We start from the raw sequence: 20013 nt of genomic DNA, 5'->3' as shown, positions 1-20013 counted from the left end.
CCGCGTCACCCCTGCTCCGGCGCCAACGCACCGAACAGAATGACAGCCGCTGCGGTGGCAGCAGTTGCATCCGTGAGCCGTTCGGCCAGCGCCGCGATCGTGGTGCGGAGCAGCCGCTCGTCGGTGTGGCCGAGCGACTCCGCCAATAATGCGGGGGTGTCGGGGGCGAGACCCTGCGCGATCAGTTTTGCGGCCAATGCCGGAAACGTGCGCCGGCCCATATAGACAACGGTGGTCGCCTCGGGATCGGCCAGCGCCGCCCAGTTCAGATCCGCGGGCAATTCGCCGGTCACGTCCGCGCCGGTCACGAACTGGACCCGGCGCGAGGTCAGCCGCCGCGTCAGCGGAATGCCGGCCTGCGCCGCGGCAACCGAGGCCGAGGTCACGCCGGGGATGATCTCATAGCCGATGCCGGCGGCACGCAGCGCCTCGATCTCTTCCTCGAGCCGGCCAAAGATGCCGGCATCGCCGGACTTCAGCCGCACCACCCGCACGCCGGTCGCGGCATAGTCGACCAGCAGCCGGCTGACATGATGCTGTCGCGCCGACAACCGGCCGGCGCGCTTGCCGACCGCGACGAGATTGGCGCCGGAGCGCGCGAGATCGAGGATCGCGCCGGAGGCAAGGTCGTCATACAGCACCACATCGGCGTCGCGCAGCCGCGCGGCTCCCTTCATGGTCAGGAGTTCGGGATCGCCGGGGCCGGCCGAGACGAAGGAGACGAAGCCGCTCACCGGTCCTCCGCGATCAGATGGAAGAATGTGCCGGTCGCATGGCCGCGCCGCGATCCGGTCTCCGCGACGATCGCGCCGGTCGCATCGCGCACCACCGCGAGCGGCGTGTCGGGCTGCGTGATGATCGTGGAGTAGTGAAACTCATGGCCGCGCAGGCGTGCGCCTGGGCCATAGCCCGGCATCGATCCGGCCAGCTCGGCGATCCGGTAGCCGAGATGCATGCGGCGCTTGGCATAGCTCGTCTCGAGGCCGAGCAGCCCCGCCATCTCGTGGCGCGCGCCGTCGGCATCGGTGAGCGCGGCGCCCAACACCATGTAGCCGCCGCACTCGCCATGCACCGGCTTCGTTCCGGCGAAGGCACGGACCCCGTCGAGGAAGTGCCTGTTTGCCGCGAGCCGGCCCGCGTGCAGTTCGGGATAACCGCCGGGCAACCAGCACACATCCGCGTCCGCATCGGGGCCCTGATCGGCAAGCGGCGAGAACGTCACGATCTCGGCGCCGGCCGCGCGCCAGGCTTCCAGCATATGCGGGTAGACGAAGGAGAACGCCGCGTCGCGCGCGAGCGCGATGCGCTGGCCGGGCGGTGTGATGTCCAGATGGCGCGCGGCCGGTTGCGGCGGCGAGACCCGGGCTGATCGCAGCACGGCGTCGAGATCGACATGCTCGACGACGAAACGCGCGGCTTCGTCGATCAGGCCGTCGATCTCGGCCTGCTCTTCGGCCTGCACCAGGCCAAGATGTCGCTTCGGCAAGGCAATCTCGGCGTGACGGGGCAGCGCGCCCAACACCGGAATGCCCGCCCCCGCCATGGCATCGCGCACCAGCGCTTCGTGCCGCGCACTGGCGACGCGGTTGAGCACGACGCCGGCGAGCCGCACGCCGGCACGGAAATCGCGCAGCCCGGCAGCGATCGCCGCCGCCGTCTGGGCCTGGCCCGAGGGATCGATCACCAGCAGCACCGGCCATCCCGTCATCTCGGCGATGTCGGCGGTGGCCCCGATGCCCGAGACGCCGCGCGCGGCGACGCCGTCGAACAAGCCCATCGAGCCTTCCGCCAGCACGAGATCGGCATCCGCGCCGCGGCTCGCCAGATGCGCGATCGCATCCGATGCCATCGCCCAGCTGTCGAGATTGACGGATGCGCGTCCCGTGGCGACCGCATGGAACGCCGGATCGATGTAGTCAGGTCCGCTCTTGAGACATTGTATCTTGAGCCCGCGATTGCGCCAGGCGCGCGCCAGCGCCAGGGTCAGCGTCGTCTTGCCGACCCCGGAGGCCGGCGCGGAGATCACTAGGCCCGCGGTCATTGAGATGATCCCGGAAAGCGCGGCGCCTCACCAACCGGACGGTAGCGGCGGTCATAGTCGGCGGCATAGAGACGGCTCTCGGCGAACTCGTTCGCCCCGAGCGTCTTGCCGACCAGGATCAGCGCGGTGCGTTCGAGCTCCGGCCCGATCGCGGCATCCAGCGTCGCGAGCGTGGCGCGGACGATACGCTGGTCCGGCCAGCTCGCGCGCCAGACGATCGCCACCGGACAGTCCGCGCCATAATGCGGCGTCAACTCAGCCACGACCTTGTCCAGCAGATGGATCGAGAGATGGATCGCGAGCACCGCGCCGGTCGCAGCAAACGCCGCGAGCGTCTCGCCGTCCGGCATCGCGCTCGCCCGGCCCGGCGTGCGCGTCAGCACCACCGATTGCGCAAGACCGGGCAGCGTGAGCTCGGCCTCCAGCGCCGCAGCGGCTGCCGAGAAGGCCGGCACGCCGGGCGTGACCGAATAGGGAATCTGCAACGCGCGCAATCGGCGCAATTGTTCTCCCATCGCCGACCAGATCGAGAGATCGCCCGAATGCAGCCGCGCGACGTCCTTGCCTTCGGCATGCGCCGCGGCGATCTCGGCGATGATCTCGTCAAGCGACAGCGGCGCGGTGTTGATGATACGCGCATCCTGCGGGCAATGCGCCAGCACACCGGCAGGCACCAGCGACCCGGCATAGAGACAGACCGGGCAGGACGCGATGAGATCGCGCCCCCGCAAGGTCAGGAGATCGGCGGCGCCCGGTCCTGCGCCGATGAAATGCACCGTCATTCACCGTCTCCTTCCGCGATCGCCGCGGTCGCCATTCGATCCTGCGAAACGGCCCTTGCCGCAATCAGCCGTGCACCGCGTCCTGCCGCCGCGATCGCCGCGGCTTCGGCGACGGAGCCAGTGCCGAACCTCGCGCTGATCAATTCAGAATGCGTCACGGTTTCGATCTCGGCCAGCGCTTCTGCGGGAATGCTCCGGATCGCCAGCCCGAGTTCCTGCGCCAGCGATGTCAACGCCTGTGCATCGGCCTTGTCGCTCATGGTCGCGAGCGCTGCAAGCCCTTCGGCGCCGCCGGCGGCGCGGAGGGCCTCGCGCAAGGATGCGACACTGGCATCGCGCCTGAATCCGAGACCCGCGACCTTCATCTGATGGCGCTCCATTGCACGATCGGTCGCGCGGCCTTCCAGGAGCGATAGCGGCCCAGCGGCTCGGCCTGGGCGATCTCGACGCGCATCAGTTCGCCGCCATGGCGTTGCTGAAGATCGGAGAGCAGCGCCTCGGTTTCCAGGGTTACCGCATGCGCGACCAACCGCGTGCCCGGCACGATGCGCGACCAGATCGCAGCGAACATATCGGCATCGAGGCCGCCACCGATGAACACGGCATCGGGCGCTTCGAGCTCGGACAGGATGCCCGGCGCCTCGCCTTCGATCACGATGATCCGGTGGTTCAGGCCGAAGCTCGCCGCATTGCCACGGATATTGGCAGCGCGTTCGCCGCGCACCTCGATGGCGATAGCCGTCCCGCCGCAGAGCGCCCATTCGATCGAGATCGAGCCCGAGCCAGCGCCGACATCCCACAGCCGCTCGCCGGGCCGCGGCGCAAGCGCCGACAGTGCCAGCGCGCGGACCGGCCGTTTTGTCAGCTGCCCGTCATGCATAAACAATGTTTCGGGAAGCCCGGAGCTACGTGACATGCCTTGCGCGCCGCTCGCCTCCAGCGCGACCGCAACCAGGCTGTCGTCAGGATTGCCACCATAGCTCTCGGCGTGATGCTGCGCGATCGATTCACGCGGTCCACCAAGGGCTGACAGCGCCCACAGCGCTGACGCGCCCCAGCCCTGCTCCGTGAGCCAGCGCGCGAGATCGACAGCCGCCTTGCCATCGCGCACCAGACAGATGATCCGCGCACCACGCGCGAGATGCGGCACCAGCCGCTCGAAGGGCGCGGCATGAAGACCGAGACAGACAGTATTCTCGAGCCGCCAGCCCAGGTGCGCCGCCACCAGCGAGAACGTCGACGGCGCGGAATGCGCGATCCATTCGCCGGGCTGCAACCGCTCGGCAAGGCTTCCACCGGCGCCGTGCCAGAACGGATCGCCCGAGGCGAGCACGACAGTCGGACGGCCGCGGCAGCTCAGCACGATATCGGCGTCGAACGGCACCGGCCAGGCACGGCCACGCTCGGTGACGGCGGCCAGCGCGAGATGGCGTTCGCCGCCGAAAATAGTTTCGGCCGCATCGAGCGCCTTTCGGCTTGCTTCGGAGAGCCCGGCAAGGCCATCTTCGCCGATGCCGATGATGGTCAACCAGGGATTACCCATGATGCGCGCCCTGATCCTGGGCGGAACGGCCGACGCCAATTCGCTCGCCGCTGTGGTCAGTCGCGCGGGGATCGACGCGATCTATTCCTATGGCGGCCGCACCCATGCGCCGGCCGAACAGCCATTGCCGACTCGGATCGGCGGCTTCGGTGGCGTTAGCAGCCTTGCCGATTACCTGCGTCGCGAACGCATCACGCATGTGATCGACGCGACGCATCCGTTCGCAGCCGAGATGAGCCGCAACGCGATCGCGGCCTGCACGCAAACCGCAACGCCGTTGCTCGCGCTCGAACGCGCACCCTGGGACAAGACTCCCGGCGACCGCTGGATCGAGGTCGCGGACGTCGCAGCCGCGGTCGTGGCTTTGCCGGAGAACCCGGCCCGCGTGTTCCTCGCAATCGGGCGCCAGCACATCGCGCCGTTCGGCACCCGACCGCAGCATGCCTACACGTTGCGATTTGTCGATCCGTCCGCCGAAACCCTGCCTTTGCCCGATGCGGATGTCATCGTCTCGCGCGGCCCCTTCACGCTCGAGGGCGAGCTCGAGACGCTGCGCGCGCGCCATATCGAATGGATCGTCGCCCGCAACTCCGGCGGCACCGGCGCGCGCGCCAAGCTCGACGCCGCCCGCGCGCTTGGCCTTCCCGTCATCATGATCACGCGGCCACCCCTGCCCGACCGGCCCCGGGTCGACAGCGTGAGCCAGGTGATGGAATGGCTCGGTCATCGGACCTGCCTCGGTGCATAGACCCAGCGGCCGACCCGCCGCGTCGCCGAATTGCCGACGATCACCACCGTCCGCATGTCGGCCATCTCGGGCCGCGCATCTTGCAGCAAGACCGTCTCGATCCGCTGCTCTGATGTCGAGACGGCGCGTGCGAAAATCACGATGCGCTCGCCGCACCCCGCCTCGCGCAGGATCTCGAGCACGCGACCGAAACCGTCCGGTCGGCTGGCCGAGCGCGGATTGTACATCGCAATCGCGAAGTCGGCGTCGGCGGCGAGCCGCAGCCGCTTCTCGATCAGCGGCCACGGCTTGAGATTGTCGGAGAGGTTGATCGCGCAGAAGTCATGACCGAGCGGCGCGCCGGCGCTCGCCGCCGCCGCCAGCATCGCCGTGACGCCGGGCAGCACGCGGATCGGCAGCTCATGCCATTGCGGCGCATTCTCCAGCGCCTCGAACACCGCTGATGCCATCGCGAACACCCCGGGATCACCAGAGGACACCACGACAACATGGTGTCCTTCGGCCGCAAGCCGCAGCGCTTCACTGGCGCGCTGCACTTCCACGCGATTGTCCGACGGGTGCAGCGTCAGCCCGGCGCGCGGCGGCACGCGCGAAACATAGGGCGCATAGCCAATGATATCGGTCGCCACTGCCAGCGCCGCGGAAACCTCGGGCGTGATCAGCGCCTCGTCGCCGGGTCCAAGCCCCGCGATGGTCAGCGTGCCGGTCACTGCCCCGCCTCCCTGCGCCGCCCCTGCCCGTGCACCAGCACGATCGCGAAATACGGACCGTCGGCCTCGCCGATATCAGCCAGCCTGATGACGCGCTGATCCGGCATGGTACCGCGCTCGACCAGCCACGCATCGTCGAGACGCCCCGCGGAGACGAGCGCACGGCGGATCTTCGGAAGATTGCGACCGGTCTTCATGACGACCAGCGCATCCGACTGATGCATGCGCTGCACGAGCTCCGCCTCCGGCAGCGTGCCCATCAGAACGGTGGTCACATCGTCGGCAAGCGCGATCGGCTGCCCGACCGCATTCCAGCAGCCGACCATGCCGGGAATGCCCGCGATCACCTCGATCCCGACACGCCCCTGCAACCGCGAATGCAGATGCATGAACGAGCCGTAAAAGTAAGGATCGCCTTCGCACAGCACGATGACGTCGATCTCGCGCGCGAGCCGCAACAGCCGCTCGGCCCATTCGTCGTAGAAATCCGCCAGTAGCCGCGCATAGTCCGGATCGTCGAACGCGATCTCCGTGGTGACCGGATATTCCATCGGATATTCGTCGACGTCGGCCGCGAGCATGCCGTCGACGATGCGGCGGGCCTGGCCCGGCTGCCCCTTCTTGCGAAAATACGCGACGCGTCTCGCGCCACGCACGATGCGGTCGGCGCGCACGCTCATCAGGTCCGGATCGCCTGGGCCGAGGCCGCAGCAGATGATGCGTCCCATCGCTATTCGCTCCGGCTCGCCAGCGCATTGACGGCGGCAACCGTGATCGCCGATCCGCCGAGGCGTCCCTCGACCGTCAGCGCCGGTACCGGCGGATCGGCCATCAATGCCGCCTTGGACTCGGCCGCGCCGACGAAACCGACCGGGCAGCCGATGATCGCCGCCGGCCGTGGGCAGTCGGCATGCTCCAGCATGTTGAGCAGATGGAACAGCGCGGTCGGCGCGTTGCCGATCGCGACGATGGCGCCGGCCAGATGCGGCCGCCACAGCTCGAGCGCGGCAGCGGACCGCGTGTTGCGCATCGATTGCGCCAGCGCGGGCACATCAGGGTCTCCGAGCGTGCAGATCACCGCGTTGCCAGCCGGCAGGCGCGCGCGCGTGATTCCCTCCGACACCATGCGCGCGTCGCAGAGGATCGGCGCGCCGTTCCGCAAGGCTTCCCTTGCGCGGGCGGCCATGCCGGCGGTGAAGCGCACATGCGCTTCCAGGCCCACCATGCCCGCGGCATGGATCATGCGCACCACCACCGGCTCCTCGTCGGACGTGAACCTGGCAAGGTCGGCCTCGGCGCGGATCGTGGCAAACGACTGGCGATAGATCGCCGCGCCATCGGTCTCATAGACGTGCGGCATCAACCGCCTCCCATCAACAGCAAGGGGTTGGCGGCGAGCTCCGCGCCGGTCAGGCCCCGCCTGACCGGCGTATCGCGCGTGGTGCCGCGGCGGATCAGGTCGAAGCCTTCTCGCGTTGCCACGAGCGTGATGTCAACAGGACCGGAATGGGCACAACCTTTGGGGCAACCGGAGACGTGCAGCCGGGCGTTGGCCGGGATGTGCCGGGCGAGCGCTGACGCCAGCATACGCGTATCGGCATGCGCCTCACCGCAACGTGGCGCGCCGCTGCAAGCGATGACGCGCAGCGCCGGATCCTCGGCGTCGGTGACGAGGTCCGCCCCGCGGGGCATCTCATGCATCCCCTCCACCAGCATCATCCGCCACGGCGTCATCCGCAGCGCCTGCGCGGATGCGGCGAGATGGTTGAGCGTCTGGTGCGGCATTTGCCCGAACGCAACACCGACCATCGCGCCGATCGGGTAGAGGCCGGGAACAGGCGCCGCCGATCGGGCCACGGGCTCGGCATCGCCGCGCAGGAAGTCGGGCAAGGTCGCGCCGCTGGCCAGATGCGTCGCCATCCGCCGCTTCTCGCCTTTGGCGCCTCCGGAGGCGACGAACCATTCGGCCACCGCCAACGCGACCGGCACGGCCTCGCCGCGGGTGACTGAACGGCCGCGCTCGACACCATCGGCACGCACCAGCAGCCCACCGTTGCGATCACGTTCGATCCTGATGTCCGCCGACGCGCCGGTCAGCACCCGGACAGTGCCGTCATCGATTGCGAAACCGAACTTGGTCGGAAGATCGAGCGAAGCACCGGCGAGCGCCCGTTCAAGTTCGGCCGCGAGCGAGCTCGTGTCGTCACCGGCGATCCAGAACGGCGTCACCAGAATGTTGCGCTGCGCCTCAGTCTCGGAATCCGCGTCCAGCAAACCGAGCGCCCCGAGTCCGTCGATCAAGGCCGGATAACCCACTTCGCTGACGCCGCGGATCTGGAGGTTGGCGCGGCTGGTCAGGTCGATCAGGCCGTTGCCGTATCGTGCGGCCAGCTCGGCGATCCCGACCGCCTGCGCTGCTTCAAGCCGTCCACCTCGCGGGCGGATGCGCAACACGAGCCCGTCGCCCGACTGCATCGGCCGCAGCGCGCCGGGACACCAGCCCTTGATCGCAACCGCGCTCATGTCGCCTCCTGCAACGCCGCCGCGATCGAATTGCGCCGCGTTTGCCAGAGCGACGCGTCATGCAGACGGGCAAAGCAGGTTTCGATCGCAACCAGCGCCGCCGGATTGTCGCGCGCCATGAAGCCGCGAACCTCGTCATTGCCGAGCGTCGCGTCGTAATAGAGGTCGAACAGGTGCGGCGGCACCGCGCCGGCGAGATGGGCAAATGCCGCCATATGCTCCAGCGTCGCAGTGATCTCGGCAGCGCCGCGGAAGCCATGGCGCATCATGCCTGCGATCCATGCCGGATTGGCGGCGCGTGCCCGCACCACCCGCGAGATTTCCTCGGTCAGCGAGCGGGCATGCGGCTGATCCGGCCGGGTCGCGTCGAGGTGATAGAGCGACGGGATCTTGGTGCCCAGCCGGGCAGCAGCCGCTGCAATGCCGGCCTCATGCGCGGCATAGTCCGCCGCCAGCAGCAGGTCGGTCTCAGGCAGATCCTGGGTATGCACGAAACTGTCGGCAGCACCGAGCCGCGCCTCGATGCCTTCGCGATCGGGGTGCATCTCGCCATCGGACGCAATGGCCCAGGAGGACGCCGACAACCACGCTTCGCCGGCGGCGTCACGGGCCTCCGGCGTGAAGACATCGGCTAGCGACGCGATGCCGACACCATAATGCCCGGGGCGCGGACCGAACACGCGCGCGATGCGCTGCCGGTAAGGATTCTCGTCCGCTTCATCGCTGCGTTCGGACAAGGCTTCCGTGGCAGCCTCGAACAATTGGGCAAGCCCCGAAAACACGTCGCGGAACAAGCCCGATACGCGCAGCGTCACGTCGATACGGGGACGGCCGAGCTCCGCCGGCGCGATGATGTCGTAGCCGGTCACCCGACCCGATCCGTGATCCCAGCGCGGCGCGATGCCGGCGAGATGCAGCGCCATGGCAAAATCCTCGCCGGCGGAGCGCATGGTCGACGAGCCCCAGAGATCGATGACGAGCCCTTTCGGCCAGTCGCCGTGATCCTGCAAATGACGGCGCAGCAGTTCCTCGGCGAGCTTCACGCCTTGCGCATGCGCCGACGGCGTCGGCACCGCGCGCGGATCGACCGCGTACAGATTGCGGCCGGTCGGAAGCACGTCGCTGCGCCCGCGATAGGGCGAGCCTGACGGCCCCGGCGCAACCCGCCGGCCGGCGAGCGCATCGAGCAACGCGGCCTTCTCCGCTTCGCCGCAAGCGCCCTGCCCGAAGACGTGCAGGCCGTCGCCGAACTGGCTCTCCTTGAGATCGCAGACGAAGCGGTCGATTTGCGGAATCGCCTCGGCCGCCGAGACCGACGCCGCAAGACCCAGATCATCCTCGAGGCCCGCGATGCGTGCCTCCTCGCGGATCGCAGCGATCAGGCGCTGCCGTCGGGCGGGATCGAGACCGTCGGCAGTCGAATATTCATCGAGCAAGCGCTCGAGCGCACGCAGGCTTTCCGGCACCGCGGCTTGTGCCAGCGGCGGCGGCAAGTGACCGATCGTCACGGCGCCGATCCGGCGCTTGGCCTGCGCCGCCTCGCCGGGGTCGTTGACGATGAAGGGATAGACAACCGGCAGATCGCCGATCAACGCTTCCGGCCAACACGCCGATGACAGCGCAACCGATTTGCCGGGCAACCATTCCAGCGTGCCATGCGCGCCGATGTGGACGACGGCATCGATAGCCTGCTGCCGGAGCCAGAGATGGAACGCGACATAGGCATGACGCGGCGTGCGCGACAGGTCGTGATAGTCGGCATCGCGGTGCCCGACATCACCGCGCTCCGGTTGAACGGCGATGAGCGACTTGCCGCATCGGATCGCGGCGAAATGAAAGGCGCCGTCACGGCAATCGGGATCATCCTCCGGTGCTCCCCACGCGCGCGCCAGATCATCCTGGAGTTGCTCGGGAAGACTGGCGAGCGCCTTGCGATATTCGCGCACGTCCCAAGCCAGTTTACGGCGCAAGAGCGCGTCGCCCGGCGACCTCACCGGCTCGACGTCAAATCCCGCCGCCGCAAGATCCGCCAGCAACGCCTCGACCGAGGCCAGCGCATCGAGGCCGACGGCATGCGCGATCTGATGCGGACGGCCCGGATAGTTCGAGAGCACCAATGCAAGCTGCTTGTCCTGCGCGGACTTGCCGGCGAGACGGTGCCAGGCAGCGACACGCGCGACGATCGCCGCGACGCGCCCGGCATCCGGCCGATGCGCGAGATGCGCGAATTGCAGATCGGGATCGCGCTCGCCCGGCTGCTTGAAACTCACGACGCCCGCGAACAGGCGGCCGTCGACCTCCGGCAGCACCACGTGCATCGCGAGATCGCCGGGCGACAGGCCGCGCAGCGACAAGGCCCAATCCTCGCGGCGCGCGGTGGATAGCGCGACCTGGAAGACAGGACACGATGCGGCGTCGAACGGCGTCTTGCCGTCGTCGCCAGCCGCGGAGAACGCGGTCGCATTGACGATGGCGGCCGGCGCGCATGGTGCGAATTGCGCCCGCAGCCAATCGGCGACACCCGCCGCCTTCAACGAGGTGACGAAGATCCCGTGGGCGTCAAAGCCCTTCGCGCGCAACGCATCGATCAATGCATCGACCGGCGCGGTGTCGCCGGCCGCGAGATAGGAGCGATAGAACGTCACCAGCGCCCGCGGCCGGCCATCCGATGCCGGCAGCGCCGCGACGGCGCCACGGGAGAGATCGTAAACGCCGGTCTCGGGAAGATCGATCTCGCCGACGACAGGCCCGGCATAGAGTCCGGACGCCAGCGCCAGTTGCGATATCACCGCCTGCGCGGCAACCGGCCCCCCCTTGTCGCACAACACCTTGAGCCGTCGCAGCGTCGAGACCGGCAAGGTCGAGAACTCATCCAGCCGCAGATCGTCGCGGCCGTCCGCCGGCAGCACCACCAGGGCGATGCCGCGCTCCTTCGCCAGCCGATGCACCGCGGCCAGGCCGTAGGACCAGTAGGGCTCGCCACCGATCAGACGGATGAGAATGCCGCGCGCATGAGCGAGCGTCCGCTCGATATAGGTATCGACCGACAGTGGATGGCGCAGCTCCGCGAGATTGGCGAGCCGCAGCGACGGCAACGCGGCGCGTCCCCGCCGCCAGCCGGCTGCGAAGGCCGCGAGATCGCTGTCGGAAAACGACAACACCACGAGATCGGCCGGATCCTGGCCGAGGTCCCTTGGTGTCGCGGTCTCCTCAAGGCCGCGACTCTCGCGGAAGATGACATGCATCAGACACCAAGCCGGGCCCTGATCGCCGCTTCATCGATGTCGCCATGCTCACCGATCACGACCAGCTTCGATTGCCGGGGCCGCGCACCCCACGGCGTATCGAACTGATGCCGCACCCGCTCGCCGACCGACTGCACCAGCAGGCGCATCGGCTTTCCCGCGACCGCGATGTAGCCCTTGGCGCGCAGCACGTTCTGCTCGCGCGCCAGCCCTTTGATCGAGGCCACCAGCGCATCGATATCGGCGATCTCCGGAAGATCGATCACCACCGAATTGAAATCGTCGTGTTCATGTTCCTCTTCGCCGTCGTGATGCGAGGGACGCGACGCGAGATCATCTTCCGCCGCCGCACCGAGACCCAGGATCACGCGCGCATCGATCGTGCCGTCGACCACGGGCAGCATCGGCACCTCACGCGGCATCTCGGCGGCGATCACCTGCTTCGCCGCCTTGATCCCCTCGGCGCCAGCGAGATCGGCCTTGGTCAGCAGCACGATGTCGGCGCAGGCGATCTGGTCCTCGAACACTTCCGAGAGCGGCGTCTCGTGGTCGAGATTGTCGTCAGCGGCGCGCTGCGCATCGACGGCGACCGGATCCGGCGCAAAACGACCGGCAGCGACCGCCTCGGCATCGGCCAGCGCGATCACGCCGTCGACGGTGATCCGCGAGCGGATCTCCGGCCAGTCGAACGCCTTGAGCAGCGGCTTCGGCAGCGCGAGCCCCGAGGTCTCGATCACGATGTGATCGGGCTTCACGGGACGCGCCAGCAGCTGCTCCATCGCCGGGATGAAATCGTCGGCGACGGTGCAACAGATACAACCATTGGCGAGTTCGACGATGTTCTCGGTCGGACAATTGGCGTCGGCGCAGGATTTCAGGATGTCGCCGTCGACCCCTTCGCTGCCGAATTCGTTCACCAGCACCGCGAGCTTCTTGCCGTTGGCGTTGCGGATCAGATGCTGGATCAGCGTGGTCTTGCCGGATCCGAGAAAGCCGGTCACGACGGTGACGGGGACTTTGGTGAGCGTTGTCATTCAGCGGCCTCCGGCACGACGGCAATGGGTGGAATGCGGGCAAGCGACTGCTTGCGAAAGATTTCTGGTCGGCTGCGCCACGGCGCGATGCCATCCGGCGCCGCCGCATATGCGGACGCGCCGGCGATCACGTCCTTTGCATTGGTCTCCGACAGGCGGCCATAGACATAGGACCACCGTCCGGGCGCGCTGAGCGCGACCGAGCAGCCCTGGCTGCACGCCGACAGGCATTCGACGGGAACCAGATTGACCCCATCAGGCACCCCGGCGTCGCGAATCGCGGCGTGCAGACGCGCGCCCGGCGTGGTTTCACCTTCGGCCACCGTCTGGCCGGCGCGGCAAGTGATGCAGACATGAAGTGTAACGCTCATCGCTCTTCCCGAATTGGCAGTTGGAGGCGATGAGGCAAACGAACCAACCAATGGAGGCTCGTTCCCCGTCGCGGAACACCCCCGTCCGCCGGTCTCAATTGCTGCACTGGCAGGTCTCCCGGCTTGCGGAGCAGGCTGTCGCCCTTCGATCCCCGCCTTCCCGATTTCCGTGGAAATCAGTGGCCTTGGACATCTCTCCGGTCACGGTCGCGGGGCGGCTGCGCTTCGGGCCCGAACCTGAGCCCTATCGCATTCCCTCTTCGCCTGTCGTAGGACAGGAACCAGCGCGGGCCCACCATTCGTCCAAGCCCAGTACTTGTCAAGCCAAAGGAATATCACATGATTTCTGAACAGGGTGGCGAGGGCGAGGACGCCGGCAGCGAGGCTTCGCTGGAGGCGCGCCACACGGCCAAAATGGCGAAAATCAAGGTCGCCCGGGACCGCATCATGGCGACCAAGAGCGGCGAAAAGGGCCTGATCATCGTTCATACCGGCGCCGGCAAGGGAAAATCATCGTCGGCCTTCGGCATGATCGTGCGCTGCGTGGCCCATGGCTTTCCTTGCGCGGTGGTGCAGTTCATCAAGGGCGCCTGGGATACCGGCGAGCGCCGGTTGCTGACCGGGCATTTCGGCGAGCTCTGTCAATTCCACGCGATGGGCGAAGGTTTCACCTGGGAGACCCAGGATCGCGCCCGCGACATCGCGGCAGCGCAGGCCGGCTGGGAGAAGGCCAAGGAGCTGATCGCGGACGAAAACCTGCGCATGGTCGTGCTCGACGAGATCAACATCGCGCTGCGCTACGACTATCTGGCGATCGCAGACGTGGTCGATTTCCTGAAGACGTCGAAGCCGGCGATGACCCATGTCGTGCTCACCGGGCGCAACGCCAAGGACGAGTTGATCGAGATCGCCGATCTCGTCACCGAGATGACCCTGGTGAAGCATCCGTTCCGCTCCGGCATCAAGGCCCAGCCGGGCGTCGAATTCTAAGAGCCCAACGCCATGGCGCGCGCATTGATGATCCAGGGGGCAGGTTCCGACGTGGGCAAGTCGCTCATCGTCACGGGCCTCGCGCGTGCCGCCATGCGGCGCGGCCTGCGCGTGCTGCCGTTCAAGCCGCAGAACATGTCGAACAATGCGGCCGTGACCGTCGACGGCGGCGAGATCGGACGCGCGCAGGCCTTGCAGGCCCTCGCCGCCGGCGTCGAGCCGCACACCGACATGAACCCGGTACTGCTGAAGCCGGAGACCGATGTCGGCGCCCAGATCATCGTGCACGGCAAGCGGATCGCGACCGCACGCGCGCGCGAATATGCCGCGATGAAACCGTCGCTGATGGGTGCCGTGGTGGAAAGTTTCGACCGCCTCAAGGCACGCGCCGACCTGGTGCTGGTCGAAGGCGCCGGCAGCCCCGCCGAGGTCAATCTGCGCAAGGCCGACATCGCCAATATGGGCTTTGCGCGCAAGGCCGACGTGCCGGTGGTGCTGGTCGGCGACATCGACCGCGGCGGCGTGATCGCACAGCTCGTCGGCATCAAGACGGTGATCGATCCCGACGATGCCGCGATGATCCAGGGTTTTGTCATCAACAAGTTCCGCGGCGATCCGACGCTGTTCGACGACGGCTACCGGCTGATCGAAGCCCGTACCGGTTGGCGCGGCTTTGGCGTGCTGCCGTGGTTCGGCCGCGCCGGCGAGCTTCCGGCCGAAGACGCGCTCGGGCTCGGCGAGGCGCGCAAGCCCGGCCAGTGCAAGATTGCGTTTCTGGCGCTGTCGCGGATCGCCAATTTCGACGACCTCGATCCGTTGAAGCTCGAGCCCGGTGTCGATCTCGTGATGGTGCGTCCGGGCGAAGCCATCCCTGGTGATGCAAAACTCGTCATCCTGCCCGGCTCGAAATCGACCCGCGGCGACCTCGCGTTCCTGCGCGCGCAGGGCTGGGAGATCGATCTCTTGGCGCATCATCGCCGCGGCGGCCATGTGCTCGGCCTGTGCGGCGGCTACCAGATGCTCGGGCGGAGCGTCGCCGATCCCGATGGGATCGAAGGTCCCGCCGGCGAAACGCCCGGCCTCGGATTGCTCGACGTCACGACCGTCATGACCGAGCAGAAGACGCTGACCCGCGTCAGCGCGGTCCATGCCGCAACCCGTCAGCCGATCAGCGCCTACGAAATCCATATCGGGCACACCGACGGGGCGGATCGCGCGCGGCCGTTCGCATCGATCGACGGCGCGGCGGAAGGCGCCGTTTCCGCCGATGGACGCGTCCACGGCAGCTATCTGCACGGCCTGTTCGCATCGGACGATTTCCGCAAGGCGTTCCTTGCGCGACTCGATATCGCGGCCGCGGATCAGCCCTACGGTGCCAGGGTCGAAAGCGCGCTCGACGCGCTGGCCGGGCACATCGAGAGCCATCTCGATGTCGAGGGCCTGCTGGCGCTGGCGCGCTAGATTATCCGCGCGCCAGCACGGCAGAGAGCCGCGACCATTCGGCTTCGTTGCCCGGCAGGCCGAGGCGCAACCATCCCGGCTGTTGCTGGAAAACCCGCGACCAGATCTGGCCGCGGGCAAGCTTCTCCTGTGCGGCGAGCGCATCGCCGACATCATAGAGACGAAACAGCGGCGTGCCGCCGACCAGCGTCCAGCCTCGCGAGCGTGCTGCCGTGTCGAGCCCGACGCAATCGTCCGCGAGCCGCGCGGCCGTCGCTGTTGCCCAGTCCCGATCGAGCAACGCCCGCCGCCCAATCGCAATGGCGGCTCCCGAGACCGGCCAAGGGCCCGCCATCGCCGCAAGTCCGGCGATATCGCGTTCGCTGCCGATGGCGAAGCCGAGCCTGACGCCGGCCAGTCCGTAGAATTTCCCGAACGAGCGCAGGATCAGGAGGTGTGGCCGTCCTGCCTCCGCTGCGAGGGAGAGGTCGGGAACGGCGTCGGCAAAACTCTCGTCGATCACGAGCCGGCCGACGCGCGGCAACAACGCCAGCAGTTCGCCCCGTTCGTGGCGCCGTCCATCCGGATTGTTCGGATTGACGACGACGGCAAGATCAGCGTCGGCGAGCGCTGCGAGATCGGATGCTTCCTCGACGTCCCAACCGGCGGCCGACAGCACCGCGGCATACTCATTATAGGTCGGCGCCAGGATGCGCGCCCGCCCGCGAGGCGCGAGACGCGGCAGCAGCTGAATCGCCGCCTGTGCGCCACCGATCGCCAAAATCGGCGCACCGGTCGCGTAAGCCTGCCGCGCGGCGCGGTGGAGGGATTCGATGTCCGATCGCGACGGTAACGCGCTCCATTGCCGCGGCTCGACATCGAGCAGCGGATAAGGCTGCCGGTTGATCCCCGTCGACAGGTCGATCCAATCGTCCGCGGCCCCGCCGAAGCGTTGCTGGGCGACGTCAAGATTTCCGCCGTGCTCTCGCATGCGCCGCTCTCTTACAGCAACGCCAGCGCGACGAACACCCCGGCCAGCAGCGTCATGGCACGGCGATAGAGCGTCAGCCCGGCGAGGATGTCGGCGGCGGCCGCATCGCGCGCGGCCTCGTTCAGCCAGGGCTCGTCCGCGACGTGCCCGTGATAGATGCGGGGGCCGCTGAGCCGCACGCCGAGCGCGCCGGCGATCGCGGCTTCCGGCCAGCCGGCATTCGGCGAACGATGCCGCCGTGCATCGCGCAGCGTGCATGACCACGCCTGCGAACGGTCTGGCGCGAGCAGCACGAACATCAGCCCGGTCAGCCGCGCCGGAATGATGTTGGCGAGATCGTCGATCCGGGCCGCCGCCCAGCCGAATGCTTCGTGCCGCTCGGTGCGATGCCCGATCATGGAGTCCAGCGTGTTGATCGCCTTGTAGCCCAGGATTCCCGGCAGGCCGAACAGCGCGCCCCAGAACACCGGCGCCACGATGCCGTCGGACGCGTTCTCGGCAAGACTCTCGATGCTCGCGCGCGCGATGCCGGCATCGTCGAGCATCGCCGGATCGCGTCCGACGATCTGCCCGACCGCCAGACGGGCAGCTGCGATGTCACCGGAGACCAGCGGCTTGGCCACCGCGGCAACATGGTCATGCAGCGAGCGCAACGCCACCAGCGGCCACGCCAGCACACCGACAACGACGACACCCGCCCATTCGGATGCGAGCATGGACTGAACGGCCCAGCCGAGCGCGGCCGCCAGCGCAATCACCAGGATCGCCGCCGCAGCGCCTGCCGCGCGGCGAAATGGCGACGGATCGGATGTCCGGTTCCAGGCGCCATCAAGCAAATTGATCAGCCAACCGAGCCAGGTCACGGGATGGCCGATGCGCGCAAACAGCGGGGACGGCCAGCCGATCAAGGCATCCACGGCCATCGCCACCACCATCGCTCCCGCAAAACCCACGCATCTCTCCTCGCCGCGATCTCCCGTGATGCGCAAGACGTCGGCCGAGCGCAAGCCCTCGCCGGTGGATTTTCGGCTTTGTCTTTCACCGCGATTGGTGGTTAGAGCGTTTTCGAGCGGAAGCGGATGCCGGTCGCACAGGAGATGATATGGCGGTCATTCTGATCACGGGCGGGGCGCGATCCGGGAAAAGCCGGCGCGCCGAAGGTCGTGCGCGCGCCTTTCCGGGGCAGCCGGTCTATATCGCCACCGCCGAGGCGCTCGATGCTGAAATGGACGAGCGGATCGCCCGGCATCGCGCGCGGCGCGGCAACGACTGGATCGAACGCGAGGTGCCGCTCGATCTCGTCGAGGCGTTGTCCGCGACCGATGGCGGCGGCGCAAGGCTGGTTGATTGCCTGACGCTCTGGCTGTCCAACCTGCTGCATGCCGAGCGCGACTGGTCGCAGGAGGTCACGCGGCTGGCGGCTGCGCTGCCGCGCCAGCGCAGCCCGGTGATCCTGGTCACCAACGAGGTTGGCCTCGGCATCGTGCCCGACAATGCGCTGGCGCGAACGTTCCGCGACGCCGCCGGCCTGATGAATCAGTCGATCGCAGCCGCAGCCGACGAGGTCGAATTCGTTGTGGCCGGCCTGCCGATGAAGCTAAAATGAACGCCGCGACCGATCCTGGCAAAGGCTCCGCGATGGTCTCGTTCGACGACACGTTTCGCCATCAACTGCACGAACTGTTCGTGTGGCGACGCGACGTGCGGCGCTTCCGCACCGATCCGCTGCCGGATCGGACGATCGAGCGGCTGATCGAGATCGCCTGCCTGTCGCCTTCGGTCGGCCTCAGCCAGCCCTGGCGCTTCGTCATGGTCGATGACAGAGCGCGGCGCCGTGCCGTGATCGAAGACTTCAAGGCCTGCAACGCCGATGCGCTGCGGTCCTATTCGGGCGAGCGCGCCGCGAAATATGCCGCGCTGAAACTGTCGGGCCTCGAAGAGGCACCCGGCCATCTTGCCGTGTTCGCCGAGAAGACCGACCAGATCGGCGCCGGCCTCGGCCGCGCGACGATGCCGGAGACCACGGAATATTCCGTGGTGGCCGCGATCTGCTCGATGTGGCTCGCCGCGCGCGCCGAGGGGATCGGGCTCGGTTGGGTATCGATCCTCAACCCGGACCGCATCCACGACATTCTCGACGTGCCCGCGTCGTGGAAGTTCGTCGGCTATCTCTGCATCGGATACCCTCAGGCGGAATGCGACCGTCCGGAGCTCGAGCAGGCCAAGTGGGAATCGCGACGAGGTGCCGGTGAGTTCACCATCCGACGCTGACCGCGCGACCGCGAGTGGCGGCGTGCAGTGGCGCGCCGACATCGCTTCGCTGGTCTTTGCTCTCCCGCAGCACAGCGCGATCTGCGCAGTGCATCGGGGTGCGTTTCGGACCTTGCTCGGCATGGAGCCAGAGCCGGCGGCCTGCATCGGCTATTTCGAGCGACACGAAGACGCGTTCCGGGCCGCGGCACGCGACAAGATCCGACGCAAGCGCATCCCGCTTGGAACAAATCTGCATCTTACCAGTCGCGACATCGCCCGAAAGCTGCTAGAAGCCGATCAAATCGAAGGTGGAGAACGACCATGAGCCAATCCCAGGCTACGCAAACCCAGACGGCGCATCTGCCGGTTGCCGCCGGACAGGTCGGACGGCTTGCGCAGTCGCTGATGGCGATGACGCTCGGTCTGTTCATTGTCGGCGTGGTCGGATTCTCGCACATCGACGTGGTCCACAATGCCGCGCACGACGTGCGTCATTCCAACGCATTCCCCTGCCACTGATCCCGTTGGCATGAGCACGTTTCGCTCGATCGTCTTCTCATCGGTCATTGCCGGATTCATCGTTGGCCTGATCGTCACCGCCGCCCAGCAGTTCGGCACCGTTCCGCTGATCCTCAAGGCCGAGGTCTACGAGAAGGCGGCCGAGCACAAGCATGAAGCCGCAGCCTCGCCACAGGTCGTCCTCGTGCACGACGCGGCAGATCATGACCATGGCGCCGAGGCATGGGAGCCGAAGGACGGGCTGGAGCGCAACCTCTACACGGCGGGCGCGAACATCCTGACCGCGATCGGCTTCGCACTCCTGCTCGGCGGCTTCTTCGCCGTCCGCAGTGGTGCGACGGGCGAACCGATCTCCTGGCACGAAGGCCTGATGTGGGGGCTCGCGGGCTTTGCCGTCTTCACGATCGCGCCAGGTCTTGGACTGCCGCCCGAACTGCCGGGTGTGCCGGCCGCGCCGCTGCTCTCGCGCCAGATCTGGTGGATCACGGCGGTGCTGGCGACGGCCGCCGGCCTCGGACTGATCGTGTTCAGGCGCTCGGCACCGGCCGCCATCGCCGGCGTCGCCCTGATCATGCTGCCGCATCTGATCGGCGCGCCCGAGCTCGAGCATGTCGAGACCAACGTGCCTTCGTCATTGTCGCATCAATTCGTGGTCGCCGTGACGCTGACCAGCCTGGTATTCTGGGCCCTGCTCGGCAGCCTGACCAGCACGGCCTTCGCCTATTTCGATCGGCCGGCGTCGGCGTAACGCGACAACCATCGCGACAGGAATCAATTGAGATTCGCGGCGGAGCCTGATTAGGTTCGGCTACGCCGTCTGCCG

22 protein-coding genes and 1 riboswitch are annotated in these 20013 nt (G+C 67.7%); of the genes, 8 read left to right on the top strand and 14 right to left on the bottom strand.

Going from position 1 to position 20013, the window contains the following annotated elements; all coding sequences use genetic code 11:
* Positions 1-5: 5 nt before the first annotated feature.
* Genes cobA through cbiE form a run of 5 tightly spaced genes read right to left on the bottom strand, consistent with a single transcriptional unit; the run spans position 6 to position 4366 of the window.
* Positions 6-734, bottom strand: coding sequence for a uroporphyrinogen-III C-methyltransferase (gene cobA / locus CWS35_RS19650; RefSeq protein WP_100953256.1), 729 nt, complete (start codon positions 732-734; stop codon positions 6-8).
* Positions 731-2041, bottom strand: a complete 1311-nt coding sequence (locus CWS35_RS19645) for a cobyrinate a,c-diamide synthase (protein WP_100953254.1) — start codon at positions 2039-2041, stop codon at positions 731-733. The genes cobA and CWS35_RS19645 overlap by 4 nt, the downstream gene beginning before the upstream one ends.
* The gene (cobM, locus tag CWS35_RS19640) at positions 2038-2823 is read right to left on the bottom strand and encodes a precorrin-4 C(11)-methyltransferase (RefSeq protein ID WP_100953252.1); all 786 of its coding nucleotides are present in this window, start codon (positions 2821-2823) and stop codon (positions 2038-2040) included. Before cobM ends, CWS35_RS19645 begins: the two co-directional genes overlap by 4 nt.
* Entirely contained in the window at positions 2820-3188 is a 369-nt protein-coding gene (locus CWS35_RS19635) for a cobalamin biosynthesis protein (protein ID WP_024579715.1), read from the bottom strand. The genes cobM and CWS35_RS19635 overlap by 4 nt, the downstream gene beginning before the upstream one ends.
* A complete protein-coding gene (cbiE, locus tag CWS35_RS19630; protein WP_100953250.1) occupies positions 3185-4366 on the bottom strand; it encodes a precorrin-6y C5,15-methyltransferase (decarboxylating) subunit CbiE in 1182 nt (393 codons plus the stop codon). The genes CWS35_RS19635 and cbiE overlap by 4 nt, the downstream gene beginning before the upstream one ends.
* Between cbiE and CWS35_RS19625 the strand changes: the two genes are divergently transcribed.
* A complete protein-coding gene (locus CWS35_RS19625; protein WP_100953248.1) occupies positions 4365-5114 on the top strand; it encodes a cobalt-precorrin-6A reductase in 750 nt (249 codons plus the stop codon). The genes cbiE and CWS35_RS19625 overlap by 2 nt on opposite strands.
* Here CWS35_RS19625 and cobJ read toward each other — a convergent pair.
* The 7 genes from cobJ to CWS35_RS19590 are packed head-to-tail and all read right to left on the bottom strand — an operon-like array spanning position 5090 to position 12997.
* The gene (gene cobJ, locus CWS35_RS19620) at positions 5090-5824 is read right to left on the bottom strand and encodes a precorrin-3B C(17)-methyltransferase (protein WP_100953246.1); all 735 of its coding nucleotides are present in this window, start codon (positions 5822-5824) and stop codon (positions 5090-5092) included. The two genes, CWS35_RS19625 and cobJ, sit on opposite strands and share 25 nt — an antisense overlap.
* Positions 5821-6552 (bottom strand): precorrin-2 C(20)-methyltransferase, encoded by a 732-nt coding sequence (locus CWS35_RS19615; RefSeq protein ID WP_100953244.1) that lies wholly within the window; start codon positions 6550-6552, stop codon positions 5821-5823. The genes cobJ and CWS35_RS19615 overlap by 4 nt, the downstream gene beginning before the upstream one ends.
* A gap of 2 nt (positions 6553-6554) precedes the next feature.
* Positions 6555-7184, bottom strand: a complete 630-nt coding sequence (locus CWS35_RS19610) for a precorrin-8X methylmutase (RefSeq protein ID WP_100953242.1) — start codon at positions 7182-7184, stop codon at positions 6555-6557.
* Entirely contained in the window at positions 7184-8347 is a 1164-nt protein-coding gene (gene cobG / locus CWS35_RS19605) for a precorrin-3B synthase (RefSeq protein ID WP_100953240.1), read from the bottom strand. Before cobG ends, CWS35_RS19610 begins: the two co-directional genes overlap by 1 nt.
* Complete coding sequence (gene cobN, locus CWS35_RS19600; RefSeq protein WP_100953238.1) at positions 8344-11592, bottom strand: cobaltochelatase subunit CobN; 3249 nt, start codon at positions 11590-11592, stop codon at positions 8344-8346. Before cobN ends, cobG begins: the two co-directional genes overlap by 4 nt.
* Positions 11592-12626: a cobalamin biosynthesis protein CobW gene (gene cobW / locus CWS35_RS19595; RefSeq protein ID WP_100953236.1), complete on the bottom strand. Its 1035-nt coding sequence runs from the start codon at positions 12624-12626 to the stop codon at positions 11592-11594. Before cobW ends, cobN begins: the two co-directional genes overlap by 1 nt.
* Positions 12623-12997 carry a DUF1636 domain-containing protein gene (locus CWS35_RS19590; protein ID WP_100953234.1) on the bottom strand — a complete coding sequence of 125 codons (375 nt, stop codon included), beginning with the start codon at positions 12995-12997 and terminating at the stop codon, positions 12623-12625. The genes cobW and CWS35_RS19590 overlap by 4 nt, the downstream gene beginning before the upstream one ends.
* Positions 12998-13087: 90 nt before the next feature.
* Positions 13088-13298: riboswitch (cobalamin riboswitch) on the bottom strand.
* 38 nt (positions 13299-13336) lie between these two features.
* On the opposite strand from CWS35_RS19590, the gene cobO reads away from it, so the two are divergent.
* On the top strand, positions 13337-13987 hold the full coding sequence (gene cobO, locus CWS35_RS19585; protein WP_100953232.1) for a cob(I)yrinic acid a,c-diamide adenosyltransferase: 651 nt from the start codon (positions 13337-13339) through the stop codon (positions 13985-13987).
* A gap of 12 nt (positions 13988-13999) precedes the next feature.
* Positions 14000-15448, top strand: coding sequence for a cobyric acid synthase (locus CWS35_RS19580; protein WP_100953230.1), 1449 nt, complete (start codon positions 14000-14002; stop codon positions 15446-15448).
* A gap of 1 nt (position 15449) precedes the next feature.
* Here the strand turns inward: CWS35_RS19580 and cobD are convergent, their stop codons facing one another.
* Together cobD and cbiB are read right to left on the bottom strand one after the other, a co-directional pair.
* Positions 15450-16418 (bottom strand): threonine-phosphate decarboxylase CobD, encoded by a 969-nt coding sequence (gene cobD / locus CWS35_RS19575; protein WP_100953228.1) that lies wholly within the window; start codon positions 16416-16418, stop codon positions 15450-15452.
* Between the two features lie 11 nt (positions 16419-16429).
* Positions 16430-17371: an adenosylcobinamide-phosphate synthase CbiB gene (gene cbiB / locus CWS35_RS19570; RefSeq protein ID WP_168226351.1), complete on the bottom strand. Its 942-nt coding sequence runs from the start codon at positions 17369-17371 to the stop codon at positions 16430-16432.
* Between the two features lie 149 nt (positions 17372-17520).
* Between cbiB and cobU the strand changes: the two genes are divergently transcribed.
* The 5 genes from cobU to CWS35_RS19545 are packed head-to-tail and all read left to right on the top strand — an operon-like array spanning position 17521 to position 19938.
* A complete protein-coding gene (cobU, locus tag CWS35_RS19565; protein WP_100953224.1) occupies positions 17521-18024 on the top strand; it encodes a bifunctional adenosylcobinamide kinase/adenosylcobinamide-phosphate guanylyltransferase in 504 nt (167 codons plus the stop codon).
* Between the two features lie 32 nt (positions 18025-18056).
* Positions 18057-18689 (top strand): 5,6-dimethylbenzimidazole synthase, encoded by a 633-nt coding sequence (bluB, locus tag CWS35_RS19560; protein ID WP_100956521.1) that lies wholly within the window; start codon positions 18057-18059, stop codon positions 18687-18689.
* A 22-nt stretch (positions 18690-18711) separates the two neighbouring features.
* Positions 18712-18996: a hypothetical protein gene (locus CWS35_RS19555; RefSeq protein WP_100953221.1), complete on the top strand. Its 285-nt coding sequence runs from the start codon at positions 18712-18714 to the stop codon at positions 18994-18996.
* Entirely contained in the window at positions 18993-19190 is a 198-nt protein-coding gene (locus CWS35_RS19550) for a CbtB-domain containing protein (protein WP_024579699.1), read from the top strand. The genes CWS35_RS19555 and CWS35_RS19550 overlap by 4 nt, the downstream gene beginning before the upstream one ends.
* 10 nt (positions 19191-19200) lie before the next feature.
* On the top strand, positions 19201-19938 hold the full coding sequence (locus tag CWS35_RS19545; protein WP_100953219.1) for a CbtA family protein: 738 nt from the start codon (positions 19201-19203) through the stop codon (positions 19936-19938).
* Positions 19939-20013 lie beyond the last annotated feature (75 nt).

Origin of the sequence: Bradyrhizobium sp. SK17, assembly GCF_002831585.1 — a bacterium.
In the GTDB taxonomy this organism is placed as follows: Bacteria; Pseudomonadota; Alphaproteobacteria; order Rhizobiales; family Xanthobacteraceae; genus Bradyrhizobium.
Note: the sequence above shows the minus strand (reverse complement) of the source record. Positions and strands in the feature narration are given on the sequence as shown.

Excerpts from the sequence above, each read along its gene's own strand:
- CWS35_RS19645 (WP_100953254.1), bottom strand. The coding sequence starts at position 2,041 with ATGACCGCGGGCCTAGTGATCTCCGCGCCGGCCTCCGGGGTCGGCAAG.
- cobM (WP_100953252.1), bottom strand. The coding sequence starts at position 2,823 with ATGACGGTGCATTTCATCGGCGCAGGACCGGGCGCCGCCGATCTCCTG.
- CWS35_RS19635 (WP_024579715.1), bottom strand. The coding sequence starts at position 3,188 with ATGAAGGTCGCGGGTCTCGGATTCAGGCGCGATGCCAGTGTCGCATCC.
- CWS35_RS19625 (WP_100953248.1), top strand. The coding sequence starts at position 4,365 with ATGATGCGCGCCCTGATCCTGGGCGGAACGGCCGACGCCAATTCGCTC.
- cbiE (WP_100953250.1), bottom strand. The coding sequence starts at position 4,366 with ATGGGTAATCCCTGGTTGACCATCATCGGCATCGGCGAAGATGGCCTT.
- CWS35_RS19615 (WP_100953244.1), bottom strand. The coding sequence starts at position 6,552 with ATGGGACGCATCATCTGCTGCGGCCTCGGCCCAGGCGATCCGGACCTG.
- CWS35_RS19610 (WP_100953242.1), bottom strand. The coding sequence starts at position 7,184 with ATGCCGCACGTCTATGAGACCGATGGCGCGGCGATCTATCGCCAGTCG.
- cobG (WP_100953240.1), bottom strand. The coding sequence starts at position 8,347 with ATGAGCGCGGTTGCGATCAAGGGCTGGTGTCCCGGCGCGCTGCGGCCG.
- cobN (WP_100953238.1), bottom strand. The coding sequence starts at position 11,592 with ATGCATGTCATCTTCCGCGAGAGTCGCGGCCTTGAGGAGACCGCGACA.
- cobW (WP_100953236.1), bottom strand. The coding sequence starts at position 12,626 with ATGACAACGCTCACCAAAGTCCCCGTCACCGTCGTGACCGGCTTTCTC.
- CWS35_RS19590 (WP_100953234.1), bottom strand. The coding sequence starts at position 12,997 with ATGAGCGTTACACTTCATGTCTGCATCACTTGCCGCGCCGGCCAGACG.
- cobO (WP_100953232.1), top strand. The coding sequence starts at position 13,337 with ATGATTTCTGAACAGGGTGGCGAGGGCGAGGACGCCGGCAGCGAGGCT.
- CWS35_RS19580 (WP_100953230.1), top strand. The coding sequence starts at position 14,000 with ATGGCGCGCGCATTGATGATCCAGGGGGCAGGTTCCGACGTGGGCAAG.
- cobD (WP_100953228.1), bottom strand. The coding sequence starts at position 16,418 with ATGCGAGAGCACGGCGGAAATCTTGACGTCGCCCAGCAACGCTTCGGC.
- cobU (WP_100953224.1), top strand. The coding sequence starts at position 17,521 with ATGGCGGTCATTCTGATCACGGGCGGGGCGCGATCCGGGAAAAGCCGG.
- bluB (WP_100956521.1), top strand. The coding sequence starts at position 18,057 with ATGGTCTCGTTCGACGACACGTTTCGCCATCAACTGCACGAACTGTTC.
- CWS35_RS19550 (WP_024579699.1), top strand. The coding sequence starts at position 18,993 with ATGAGCCAATCCCAGGCTACGCAAACCCAGACGGCGCATCTGCCGGTT.
- CWS35_RS19545 (WP_100953219.1), top strand. The coding sequence starts at position 19,201 with ATGAGCACGTTTCGCTCGATCGTCTTCTCATCGGTCATTGCCGGATTC.